General features: G+C 72.7%; 10 protein-coding genes. 2 read left to right on the top strand and 8 right to left on the bottom strand.

Annotated features, from left to right (window positions below; translation table 11 throughout):
- Positions 1–63: 63 nt before the first annotated feature.
- Positions 64–609: a type 1 glutamine amidotransferase domain-containing protein gene (locus MYF83_RS33240; RefSeq protein ID WP_248964720.1), complete on the bottom strand. Its 546-nt coding sequence runs from the start codon at positions 607–609 to the stop codon at positions 64–66.
- 85 nt (positions 610–694) lie between these two features.
- Complete coding sequence (locus tag MYF83_RS33235) at positions 695–1,600, bottom strand: Sco1979 family transcriptional regulator (RefSeq protein WP_248964719.1); 906 nt, start codon at positions 1,598–1,600, stop codon at positions 695–697.
- Positions 1,601–1,863: 263 nt separating this feature from the next.
- Between MYF83_RS33235 and MYF83_RS33230 the strand changes: the two genes are divergently transcribed.
- Positions 1,864–2,373, top strand: a complete 510-nt coding sequence (locus MYF83_RS33230) for an ATP-binding protein (RefSeq protein WP_248964718.1) — start codon at positions 1,864–1,866, stop codon at positions 2,371–2,373.
- Positions 2,374–2,504: 131 nt separating this feature from the next.
- Complete coding sequence (locus MYF83_RS33225) at positions 2,505–3,416, top strand: LysR family transcriptional regulator (protein WP_248964717.1); 912 nt, start codon at positions 2,505–2,507, stop codon at positions 3,414–3,416.
- A gap of 78 nt (positions 3,417–3,494) precedes the next feature.
- Here MYF83_RS33225 and MYF83_RS33220 read toward each other — a convergent pair whose 3' ends face one another.
- The 6 genes from MYF83_RS33220 to MYF83_RS33195 form a co-directional block, all read right to left on the bottom strand.
- Positions 3,495–4,310, bottom strand: a complete 816-nt coding sequence (locus MYF83_RS33220) for a serine hydrolase (RefSeq protein ID WP_248964716.1) — start codon at positions 4,308–4,310, stop codon at positions 3,495–3,497.
- A 124-nt stretch (positions 4,311–4,434) separates the two neighbouring features.
- Complete coding sequence (locus tag MYF83_RS33215; protein WP_248964715.1) at positions 4,435–6,108, bottom strand: N-acyl-D-amino-acid deacylase family protein; 1,674 nt, start codon at positions 6,106–6,108, stop codon at positions 4,435–4,437.
- A gap of 76 nt (positions 6,109–6,184) precedes the next feature.
- Entirely contained in the window at positions 6,185–6,949 is a 765-nt protein-coding gene (locus tag MYF83_RS33210; RefSeq protein ID WP_279340421.1) for an amino acid ABC transporter ATP-binding protein, read from the bottom strand.
- The gene (locus MYF83_RS33205; protein WP_248964714.1) at positions 6,949–7,953 is read right to left on the bottom strand and encodes an amino acid ABC transporter permease; all 1,005 of its coding nucleotides are present in this window, start codon (positions 7,951–7,953) and stop codon (positions 6,949–6,951) included. The genes MYF83_RS33210 and MYF83_RS33205 overlap by 1 nt, the downstream gene beginning before the upstream one ends.
- Entirely contained in the window at positions 7,944–8,828 is an 885-nt protein-coding gene (locus MYF83_RS33200) for an ABC transporter substrate-binding protein (RefSeq protein WP_248964713.1), read from the bottom strand. The genes MYF83_RS33205 and MYF83_RS33200 overlap by 10 nt, the downstream gene beginning before the upstream one ends.
- 209 nt (positions 8,829–9,037) lie before the next feature.
- Complete coding sequence (locus MYF83_RS33195) at positions 9,038–11,902, bottom strand: helix-turn-helix transcriptional regulator (RefSeq protein WP_248964712.1); 2,865 nt, start codon at positions 11,900–11,902, stop codon at positions 9,038–9,040.
- Positions 11,903–12,241: the final 339 nt, after the last annotated feature.

The following is a 12,241-nucleotide window of genomic DNA, read 5'->3' as shown; positions in this document are numbered from 1 at the left end:
TGGCGGCTTCCCGGGCGCGACGACGCGCGACCGTGTCCTTGGGGGGCGCCTTCCCGTTTCCGGCTAATCGCCGAAGGCGTCGATGGCGGCCTGGCAGAAGGCCTTGAGGTCGTCGGGCTTGCGGCTGGTGATGAGCTTGTTCGGGCCGTTCGTGCAGATCATCACTTCCTGGTCGACCCAGGACGCGCCCGCGTTCTGCAGGTCGGTCTTCAGGCTGGGCCAGGAGGTGAGCGCGCGGTCGCCGACGACGCGTGCCTCGATGAGCGTCCACGGCGCGTGGCAGATCGCCGCGACCGGCTTGCGGGCGTCGAAGAATCCGCGCGCGAACCGCACGGCGTTGTCGTGGAGCCGGAGGTTGTCGGGGTTGGCGACGCCGCCCGGGAGCACGAGGCCGTCGAAGTCGTCGACGCTGACCTCATCGACGGTGGCGTCGATGTCGAACCTGTCGGCCTTGTCCAGGTGGTTGAAGGCCTGGGCCTTGCCGTGCCGGGTGGAGATCAGGCGGGGCGTGCCGCCGGCCTGTTGCACGGCCTTCCACGGCTCGGTCAGCTCGACCTGCTCGATGCCCTCGGGAGCGACCAGAAAGGCGATCGTCTTGCCCTGAAGCATGATGCCTCCTCTGAGCTGCGTTTTCCTTCCTCGCTAGCTCGTGCCCGACATTTCGCCATATATACGCGAAAGGATGTGAAGTGTCTTACATCTCCTTGCGGAGCGCGTCCAGGAAGCGGCGGGACTCGACCACGGTGGCGGCCTCCACGCACAGGCGGTCCATGACCTTCATGTAAGGGTCGGTCTCCTCGCGCTTGTCGAGGTAGAGGGCGCTGGTGAGCTGCTCCATGTACACGACGTCCGGCAGGTCGCGCTCGGTGAAGCGCAGGATCGTGAACGGGCCGCCCGCCGCCGCGTGGCCGCCCTGGCCGAACGGGACGACCTGGAGGGTGATGTCGGGCGACTCGGTCAGCTCCAGGAGACGGTCGACCTGGGCACGCATGACCTTCGTGCCGCCGAGCGGGCGCCGCAGCGCCGCCTCGTCCACCAGGGCCCAGAGCCGCGGCCCGTCGGGCGAGGTGATGCGGCGCTGCCGGGTCATCCGCAGCGCGATGCGGCGGTCGATCTCCTCGGCGGACGCCTCGGAGTGACCGAGCATGATCACGGCGCGCGCGTAGTCCTCGGTCTGGATGAGGCCGGGGACGAACTGGATCTCGTACGTGCGGATGATCGAGGCGGCCTCCTCCAGGCCGACGTAGAGCTCGAACCACGTCGGCAGGAGGTCGCTGTACTTGTGCCACCAGCCGGGGGTGTTGGCCTGCTGCGCGAGTAGGAGGAAGGTCCCGCGCTCCTCCGGCTCGGTCACCCCGTAGAGCGTGAGCAGGTCGCTGACGTCGCGGGTCTTGAAGCCCACCCGGCCGAGCTCCAGGCGGCTGATCTTGGCGTGTGAGGCGCGGATGGCCTCGCCCGCGTCCTCGCGGGTGATGCCCTTGGCGGTGCGGAGCCGGCGCAGGTGGGCGCCCAGCAGGATGCGCAGGGCGGTCGGTCCGCCGCGCGCGTAGGCCAGGATGTGTCCGCCTGGCGTGTCGTCTTGCCCGAGCGCCGAGATCATGCGAGCTCCCTGGAGCCACGGATGAATGAGCCGACAGTGTCTCATCCCCGGCCATGCCTCGTACACCAGGTCTCCGTTGCACACCCATTTGTGCGGACTTTTACGATAAATCCGGCATTAGGGGCTATATCTCATCTATCTAGGGAAAAAGGGGGGTTCTGCACGTGCATCCGTACTTGCATACGTACGAGTTGTGAAGAAAGATTGACTGTCTCCGTCATGTCCGGACCGCGTGAAACGGCCCAAGCGTAGTGAGGACCTTGATGACCGCACACCAGGCACGCCGGCGATCGGTGGTACGGGGTGAGGCTCCATGGTGGCTGCTGCCGGCGATGGAGGGCGACGCCTGGGAGCCTGTGGGCGCCGAGCTGGGCGGCCTTGGCCGCACGGGAGCATCGATCAAGATCGCGCGGGACTTCACCGTGGCGACTCTGAACAACTGGGGTCTGTCCGAGCTGGCCTACGACACGCGCCTCGTGGTCTCCGAGCTCGTCACCAACGCCGTGCGGCACGCGGGTGAGCCGACCCGGCTCCGCCTGCTCCACCGCGCGTCCCACCTCGTGTGCGCCGTCTTCGACTCCCAGGACCGGCCGCCCGTCGTGACCGAGGCCGACTACTTCGCCGAGACCGGCCGGGGGCTGCACCTGGTCGAGAGCCTGAGCTGCTCCTGGGGCTGGAGGATCATGGAGGGCCACGGGAAGCTGGTGTGGGCCGCCTTCGCCGCCCCCTACGTCACCCCCGCCGCCTACGGCCGGAACCGCGCCTCCGCTTAGCGTGCCCCTGCGCGGGCCGAGGTGCCCGCCTGTCTCCGCCCGGTGTGCCACTGGTGATCCGGCGCCGGGCTTCCTGGTCCCATCTGTTGTGATTTGTCATTGTCTGTTCTGACTGCCCGGATACTGGTGGGGTGCTCAGCAGTAACCGCCTCAACGTGCTCCTTGAGATCTTCAGGACCGGAAGCATCGCGGGAGCCGCGCGGAACCTGCGGCTCTCGCCGTCCGCCGTGTCCCACCAGCTCTCCCGGCTGGAAGGGGAGGCGGGCGTCGGGCTGGTCGAGCGGGGAGCGCACAGCCTGCGGCTCACGGCCGCCGGACGCCGGCTCGCCACGCGGGCGCAGGAGGTGCTCGACATCATCGAGGCCGCCGAGAAGGACCTGCTGGCCCAGGCGCGGGCCGACGCGGGACAGCTGAGCATCGGCTTCTTCGCCTCCGCCGGCTACCGGCTGCTGCCGCTCGCGCTGTCGACGTTCAGCGCCCGGCACCCCGGCGTGGAGCTCGACCTGGTGCTGGGCCAGCCCCACGAGCTGCTGCCCGATCTCGAACGCGGCGCGCTGGACGTCCTGGTGGTGTTCGAGCACGGGCTGGACCCGTGGAAGGCCCCGGACGGGGTCGAGGTGATCCACTTGTTCGACGAGCCGCAACTGCTCGTCGTGCCGGTCGGGCACCCGGCCGGCCAGCGCTCCCGGGTACGGCTCGCCGACCTCGCCGACGAGCCATGGATCACCACCTACGGCACGGAAACCCCGGTGTCGGTGCTGGAGCGGGCCAGCGCGCTGGAGGGCTTCAACCCGACGATCCGCTGCCGCAGCGACCACTACGAGGTCACGCTCGGGCTCGTACGGGCCGGGCTGGGCGTGGCGCTGGTGCCGAGCCTCGGCGCGCAGGGCGCCGCGGGCATCCACGTCTGCCGGGTGGAGGGCCCGAAGCTCTACCGCCGCATCGGCGCCGCCGTACGGCCCACCAACCCCAATCCGGCCCTGCGCTCCTTCATCGACTACCTGCGCGACGCCTCGGCCCAGCTCCGGAACGCCCTGCGCTGATCACCCCCGGCCGGGCGGCGGGGCGGCGGAGACGGGTCGCGTCCTGCCGGACCCGCGCCACCCGACGCCCTGCGCTGATCAGGTGCGGCGCAGGGCCAGGGCGCCGATCCTGATGCCCGCCTGGCGCACCGCCGTGACCAGCGCGGGTTCCTGGCCTGCCAGTCCGAGGGTCAGCACGGCGTACCCCACCCGGCGGACCCCGATCAGCACGCCCACGTCGGTCCGCACCCCGGTGTCCGTGCCGGTCTTGTTCGCCGCCCACACCGTGCCGGACGGCACCGGCCCGGCCGGCAGGTCGCGGTCCTCCGGCTCGTGCGGCAGCAGGGCGGGCACCAGGCTGCGGTCGGTGTTGTGCGCCATCCACCCGATCAGCTTCCGCTTCCACGGCGCGGGATCGGCCGCGTCGACCAGGTCGGCCGCGAACCGGGCCAGCTCGGCGGCCGTGCCGACGGCGAAGGTCGCCGGATGCTCGGGCAGGCGCGGCTCGCGGATCCGGTCCAGGACGCGGGTGCGGACGAATCCCAGATCGGCCGCCCGCTCGTTGACCCGGTCGAGGCCGAGCCGCCGGATCAACGCGTTGGTCGCCGTGTTGTCGCTCACGGCCGCCGTGAGGAGCGCGAGGTCGCCGATCGTCCAGCGGCGGGCCGACAGGCCGCCGAGCAGCCCGGACCCGCCGCAGTAGTCGTCGTCCAGCAGCGTCACGGTCTCCGCGGGGTCCAGGGAGCCGGCGGAGACGCTCCGGGCGACCTCGGCGAGCAGGAGCAACTTGCCGGCACTGGCCAGCGGCAGCTCCACGTCCTCGTTGAGGGCGAGCAGGCCCGGCACCGAGACCGCCAGCGTGCCGGGACACCCGCCCGCGACCGGTTCGAGGTCCATCACGGCACTGTCTCCCATCGCACCACCGTGCCCGCTCGCACGGCGTGGCGGTTCACCGTTTCCGCTTCCGCCGGCCGGTCGGCCGTGCCCGTCTCCGGAGCGCGGGTGACGTTGGGACGGCCGGTGAGGTTCGGACGGCCGGTCACGTTCGGACGACCGTTCCCGGGCGGGCGGCGCGGGGGGTGCCGTCATGGACGACGATCTCGCCGGCGACGATCACCGCGTGGATCCCGACGGGCGGCAGGAGGGGCTCGCCGAAGGTGGCGCGGTCGGCCACGGTCGCGGGGTCGAACACCACGAGGTCGGCGTGGGCGCCGTCACGTATCACCCCGCGGTCGGTGAGCCCGAAACGGGCGGCCGGCATTCCGGTCATCTTGTGCACCGCCGTCTCCAGGGAGAGCAGCCCGAGGTCGCGGCGGTAGCGGCCGAGGACCCGCGGGTAGGTGCCCGCCCAGCGGGGGTGCGGGCGCCCGCCCGGCTTCGGCACCCCGTCCGAGCCGATCATGGCGTACGGCGCGGCCAGCACCCGCTGGACGTCCTCCTCCACCATCGAGTGACTGATGATCGTCACCTCGCCGCCCTCGGCGAGCAGCAGGTCGGCGGCGACGTCGACCGGGTCGGCGTTCGCGGACGCGGCCAGGTCGGCGACCGTGCGCCCCTCGAGCTCGGGGTGGCGCGGCGCGCAGGCGATGGAGATGCGGTCCCAGCCGCCGTTGCCGACGGTGTTCTCCCACCCCGGCACGCCTTCGGCGATGGCCCGCCGCATCCGTTCCCGCTCGGCGGGGTCGGCGAGCCGGACCGCCAGCGCCGCGAACCCGCCGTCGTTGGCCCAGGGCGGCAGCATGGCGGCCAGGGACGTGCTGCCCGCCGTGTACGGGTAGACGTCGCAGGTGAGGTCCATGCCGGAGTCGCGCAACTCGGCGATCCGCGGCAGGGTGCGCTCGGTACGGCCCCAGGCGTACTTGCCGGCGGTCTTGTGATGGGAGACGTGCAGCGCCGCGCCGCTCCTTCGGGCGATCTCGACGGCCTCCTCCAGCGCCTCCTCGACGCGGGACATCTCGTCGCGCAGGTGGGTGACGTACGGCTTGCCGTGGCGGGCCGCGACGGCGGCGAGCGCGACGACCTCGTCGGTGCTCGCGTACGTTCCCGGGGTGTAGATGAGGCCGGTCGAGAGCCCCGCCGCGCCCTGGGAGAGCGCCAGGTCGAGCAGGGAGCACATGGTGTCCAGCTCGGCCGGGGTCGCGGGCCGGTCCGCGTGGCCGAGGACGCCCGCGCGCAGCGTGCCGTGTCCGACCAGGGAGGTCAGGTGGTTGGCGCGGGGGAGGGCGGAGTGCCGCGCGGCGAACCCGGCGAAGTCCTCGAAGATCCCGACCTCGCCGCCGAAGGTGACCCGGGTCTCCCTGCGCATCTCCGCGAGCCGTTCCGGCAGGGCGGGGAAGAGGCTGGAGCCGCAGTTCCCGCAGATCTCGGTGGTCACCCCCTGGACCACCGACGCCCACACCAGCGCCCCGGCCCCGGGCCCGCCGGAGGGGCCCTCGCCAGGGTCTCGCGCCGCCGCTTCGCCCGGACCGCCGATGGACGCCCCGGACTCCCGCCCGGGCAGGAGGGAGACGGCGTCGGAGTGGGTGTGCACGTCGATGAAGCCGGGCGCGACGGCCATCCCCTCGGCGTCGAGCACCTCCGGCGCCGCCGCCGGATGTCCCGGCGGGAGGACCGTGACGCGGCCCTTCGCCACGCCGATGTCGGCGAGGCGGGCCGCCGCGGCGGTGCCGTCGACCACCAGGCCGCCGCGGACCAGCAGGTCGAAGCTCACCACGGACCCATCCCCTTCTCCTCGCCGCCGATCCCGGAACCCCCGCCCCGCGCGCCGTACGCGCCTGCGGCGGTGCCGTTCACCGGACCTGCCCGAGGAAGGTGCGGAAGCGCTCATGGCGGGGGTCGGCGAGCACCTCGCGCGGGTGGCCCTGCTCGACGATCACGCCGCCGTCGATGAAGACGAGGTGGTCGCCGACCTCGCGGGCGAAGCCCATCTCGTGGGTGACCACCATCATCGTCATGCCGCTCCCGGCGAGATCGCGCATCACCGCGAGCACCTCCTGGACGAGTTCGGGGTCGAGCGCGCTGGTCGGCTCGTCGAACAGCATCAGTTTGGGGCTCATGGCGAGGCTGCGCGCGATCGCCACGCGCTGCTGCTGCCCTCCGGACAGCTGGGCGGGGTAGTGGTGGGCCCGGTCGGCCAGCCCGACCCGTTCCAGTAGCTCGGCGGCCCGCTGCCGCGCTTCCGCCTTGGAGGCGCGCTTGACGGTGACCGGGCCCTCCATGACGTTCTCCAGCGCGGTGCGGTGCGGGAAGAGGTGGAAGCGCTGGAACACCATGCCGATGTCCTGCCGCTGCCGGGACAGCTCGGCCGGGCGGAGCATGTGGAGCTTCTCGTCCTGTTCGCGGTAGCCGATGAGGTCACCGTCCACCCAGATGCGGCCCGAGTCGAGGGTCTCCAGCCGGTTGACGCACCGCAGCAGCGTGGACTTGCCCGAGCCCGAGGGGCCGACGACGCAGACCACGCCGCCGGCCAGCACGTCCAGGCTGATGCCCTTGAGCACTTCCAGCGGCCCGAACCGCTTGCGCACCGAGCGGATCTTCACCATGGGTTCGGCCATCATGCGCCGCCTCTCGCGAACGGCCGCAGGTTGCGGCGGATCCGGGCGGGCAGCGCGTGGTGGCCGCGCTCGAACCGCTTCTCGACGTAGTGCTGGCCGATGGTGGCCAGGGTGGTGAGCACGACGTACCAGACCGAGGCCACGATGAGCAGCGCGATGACCTCGAAGTTGCCGAGGTAGATGCGCTGGGAGACGGTCAGCAGCTCGGCGCCCGCGATGACCGACACCATCGAGGTGGTCTTCAGCATGGAGATGAACTGGTTGCCGGTCGGCGGGATGATGACGCGCATGGCCTGGGGGAGGACGACGCGGCGGAGCACCTGCCGGTGGGACATGCCGAGCGATTCGGCGGCCTCGCGCTGGCCGGGGTCGACCGAGCGGATGCCCGCCCGCACGATCTCGGCCATGTACGCGCCCTCGTTGATCGCCAGCCCCAGCAGCGCCGCGGTGAACGGCGTGATGAGCTCGTTGGCCTGCAATTCGATCAGCTTGGGGCCGCCGAACGGCACGCCCACGCCGAACGTCGGGAAGACCAGGCCGATGTTGAACCAGAAGATCAGCTGGACGAGCAGCGGTGTTCCCCGGAAGAACCACGTGTAGAGGGCCGAGGCGTAGCGCAGCACCGGGTTGCCGGACAGCTGCATGACGGCGGCGAGCACGCCGAGCACCAGGCCGATGGCCATGGACAGCACAGTGAGCTGGATCGTCACCCACAGTCCGCCGAGGATCCTGCCGTCGAGGAGGAACGCGGCGATGACGTCCCAGTGGAGGTTCTCGTTGACGATGATCGTGTAGGCGAGCCAGACCAGGAAGAGGGTGGCCAGCCCGGCGGTGAGCCACCGTCCGGGCCGCGGCGGCCGTACCGCCTTGATCGCGAGTTCGGGCTCTCCGGCCCGGGTCTCCGCCTCGGGCCCTCCGGCCCGGCTCGCCGGGCCGGAGAGCCGGGCCTCCGGGGCTCGGGTGCGGTCGGCCGGGGTGGGGTCGCCGGTACGGCTCACTGCCATGGCCGGGTGTTGACGAGCACCTTCGGGACGGCGTTGGCGCTCACCCCGTACTTGCGAAGGATCCCCTGGTAGCCGCCGTCGGCCATCAGCTCCTCCATGGCCTTGGCCACGGCGTCGCGCAGGCCCGTGTCGCGCTTGTCGATCGCGATGCCCCACGGTCCCGCGTCGTACTGCTCGGAGAGCACGTCGTACTTGCCGGTCTCCTTCGCGTACATCGCGGCGACGGGGGAGTCGACGATGGTGGCGACCGCGCGACCTGAGTCGATGCTGAGCAGCCCGGTGGGGGCGTCCTCGCTCTGCATGATCTTCATCTTCTCGGCGCACTTCTCGTTCTGCTTCTCGCCGATCGCGAGGTTGGAGCTGCCCTTGGCGAGCACCACGGTCCTGCCGCAGAGGTCGTCGAGGGTCTTGATGGCCTCGGGGTTGCCCTTCTTGACCATGATGGCGCCGCCGGCGTTGAAGTAGTCGACGAAGTTCACCGCGGCGCGGCGCTCCTCGGTGTCGCTGAGGGAGGACAGCACCAGGTCCCATCGGCGGCCCTGGAGGCCGGGGATCAGGCCGTCGAAGGCCGCGTTGGTGATCGTGACCTTGAGCCCGAGCTTGGCGGCGATCGCGGCGGCGAGGTCGGGGTCGACGCCGGTCAGCTCCTGGGTGCCCTTCTTGTACATCTCCATCGGCGGGTAGCCCTCGGAGGTCGCCACGCGGAGTTCCCCGGTGGTGCGCAGAGCGTCGGGCACGAGGTCCTTGGCGGTCTTCGCCTGGGCGGCGGCCGTGCTCTTGCCGCTCTCGGCTCCTGACGACGAACGCCCGCAGCCGCCGGCGAGCGCCGAGATGGCCAGCGCAGTGGCGATAGCGACGTATAGGCGCTTTGTCATGGAATCTCCTATTTGCTGGGGCCTGGACATATGCTTGCGACGGTGGGTCACAGGCCCAACAGTCGTGAACGCTTGCGATCCTCAGCATCGAAGTTTTCGATGCTCGGCCGCGCCGACCGGCGCCCGCCGGTCGGTCTCAGCGAGCTGATCTCGGCGGCGCGCCGGCCGTCCCGACACCACGCTCACCGGGGACAGGTGAGATCCCCGGGTCAGTGACGCTCCGGGCCCGCGTCGTGGTCCTGCTCGAGTACGAAACGGGTCAGCTCGACCCGGGAGCCGATCCCGAGCTTGCGGAAGATCTGGCGCAGGTGGAAGGCCACCGTGTGGACGCTGATGAACATCTGGTCGGCGACCTGCCGGTTGGTCCACCCCTGGGTGACCAGCAGGGAGACCGCGCGCTCGGTCTCGGTCAGACTCGCCCACCCGGTGACCGGCCGGTCGGCCGTGGCCCAGTGCCGGTGCCGCACGCCCATCCTGCGCAGCCTGCGGCGCAGGCGGGCCGCGTCCCTGGTCGATCCGCTCTCCTCGTAGCAGGCCAGCGCCTGGTCCAGGCTGCGTACGGCCCCCTGCCGGTCGCCTCCCGCCGCCAGCGTCACGCCCAGATCCTCGGCGGCGGAGGCACGGGCCCAGGGGTCGGCGCCTTCCTTCGCGGCGAGGCCCAGCGCCTCGGCGTCGCCTTCCAGCAGGCCACGGGCGTGCGTGGCGGCCGTGCGCATGGTCAGGAACCCGGGGTTGCCGTCCGCGAGGCGCTCCGCCGCCGCGACCGCGAGCCGGGCGCTTTCGCGGTCGCCCGCGGCGAGGGCGACGCGGGCCAGCCACGGTGCGCAGGCCGGTTCGCCCACGAGGACGCCAGGCTGCCTGCCCAGCCCTGCACAGAGGGGGGCGAGCCGCCTCATCGCGGCGGCAGGCCCGTCCCGCGCCTCGGTGATCCGGGCCGCCGCCACCACGTGGGGCGCGGGCGCCGGCCCGGCGTGGCGGGAGGGGAGGCCCTGGCCGGCGTCCAGGTGCTGGGCCGCCGCGCGCAGGTCGCCCTGGCGCAGGGCGACCTCGCCGAGCACGCGGGCGGCGAGCGGGCCGAACAGGTGGCTGCCGAGGGCCTCGGTGAGGTCGAGCCCGGCCCGCGCCTCCGCCACCGCGTCGTCCAGCCGCCCGGCGATCAGCTCGATCCGCGCGCGCAGCACGGCCGGGCCGGCCTCCCAGGCGCTGTGCCCGAGCGCCTCGACCTCCTCGCCGGCCTCCCGCAGCACGGCGCGCGCCTCGTCCAGGCGGCGGATGTCGGCCAGCATCGAGGCCAGCGCGAGGCGCGGGTGGGTGCGGCGTACCGGCACCGGGCCGCCCCGCGCCCGGCGGACGGCCTCCCGGGCGAGGCTCAGCCCGTCGGCGAGGTGCCCGGCCTCCCATCTGATCATCGCCAGGACGACCGTCGCGCCGACGGCGACCGCCTCCCCGTGGTGCTCGGCCGCCATGAGGACCTTCTCGGCCTCCTGGACGGCCCGCCGGCTGTCGGGCAGGCCCGCGAGGGCGTACAGCAGGGCGAGCGTGGCGCGGTCGCGCAGGTGGACCGGCAAGGTGGGCTCGCGCAGCGCGGCCTCGGCCTCCGTGACGGCCTCGTCGGCACGCCCGCCCATGAACAGGATGCCCGAGAGCGCGCAGTGCAGCTCGGCGGCGGCCGGGGCCGAGACCGGCCGGGTCAGCGCCGCGCGCACCAGCCTTCCCGCGTCGGCGAGCCGTCCGGCCTCGGTGGTCGCCTCGATGGCGGTGACCACGCGGGCCGGCCTGCCGGGGTCGGTGAGGTCGCTCAGCTCGACCGCCTGGACGGCGAGGTCGGCGGCGGCGCACGGCGAGGTCGCGAGGACCTCCGTCACCGCCTGGTCCAGGCCGGCGAGGGTGCGCGGGTCGCCCGGCCGGGTGCCCTCGATCAGGTGACCGGCGGCCTCCTCCGCCGAACCGCCCCGGTTCAGCAGGTTCTGCCCGATCTGGTGGTGCAGCGCGTGCCGCATCGGGGGAGGGAGGTCGGCGAGGACGGCCCGCCAGGCCAGTTCCTGGCGGAATTCGAGCGTCTCGTCGGTGGCGAGGAGGATCCCGGCGTCCAGCGCCTCCTCCACGGCGGGGAGCAGCGCCGCCGGGGTCGTCCCGACCAGCTCGGCCACGTCCTCGGGTGAGAAGCGGCGGCCCAGCACGGCGGCGACCTCGATCAGCTGCCGTGCCTCCCGGCCAAGCGCGCCGAGGCGGTGCCGTACGACGGACCGGACCCGCTCGGGCGGCTCGGGGCACAGCAGGCGTGCGCGGCCGCCGGAGATCTCGACGGCGCCTTCCTCGCGTAGCCCCTGCAGGAGCTCGACCAGCAGGTAGGGGTTGCCTCGCGCGCCGGCGGCCAAGGCGAGCAGGTCGGGCTGGGGCACCGCTCCGAGCACGTCGGCGGCCACCACGGCGACCACGTCCTCGGGGAGGGGGCGCAGCGCCAGCCGGGTCGCCCCGTGCTGTTCCAGGACGCCGAACAGGAGCTCGGTCTCCTCCCCGCCCTCCTGGGGCGCCTCATGCGGCGGGGGGCCGGACGCCGGCCCGCCGGTCCGTACGGACGCCGCCTCCGGGCGGCGGTACCCGCGGCCGGTGACGGACCGGGACAGCAGCCACACCACCCGCCGCGAACCGAGCTCATGGTGCAGGCCGCACAGCGCCGCGAGCGTGGCCGTGTCGGCCCACTGGAGATCGTCCAGGCTGATCAGCACCGGCCGGCCGGCCCTGCCCTGGGTGAGCCGGATCCGCAGCCGCTCCAGTATGCGGATCCGCGGCTCCCAGCCTCCCGCGAGCGCCTCCCCGGCTCCGGGCGGCGGAGCGGAGGGCTTGTCCAAAGCCAGGAACGGCGAGGTCAGGGGGATGAACGGGTCGAGCCGCTCGGCGCGTCCTGTGGCGAGCGCGAAGCCCCGCCGTGACGCCTGGGTGGCCGCTTCGGCGAGCAGCAGGCTCTTGCCCGTGCCCGGCTCGCCCTCGATGAGCAGCGTTCCGCCGCCGCCGTCCTCGGCCGTCCGCAGTAGACGGCTGACGATCTGCCATTCAGGCTCGCGTCCACGCATGTCTCCCCCGCGACGAGGGGCCGGGGTTCTTCGAGGGGGCGTTCTCCGATGTCCCGGGAGGGCCGCCACGGCTGTGCCCGCGCGCCGGCCCGCCGGACGGTACCCGGCTCACCTGCTCTTCTCCACAGTACACAGCGCGCGGGGGACGCTTCTGGACGGGGCGGCATCCTCCATTCGGCTAGCGACCCGGCCTGGGGCGGCGGCCGTGCCCCGCCCGTCCGGGGCCGCGCCCGCGGCCGGCGTTCTCTCGGGCCTGGCCGCGCATCCGTGTCCGCGCGTGTGGCGCTGAACGACTACCCGTTTGAAGGATGTGCGGTCGCCTCCGGTTGACCAGTGTCG

It is taken from the genome of Sphaerisporangium perillae (assembly GCF_023276435.1).
Classification (GTDB): Bacteria; Actinomycetota; Actinomycetes; order Streptosporangiales; family Streptosporangiaceae; genus Sphaerisporangium; species Sphaerisporangium perillae.
This window is presented reverse-complemented; position numbering and strand designations above follow the sequence as displayed.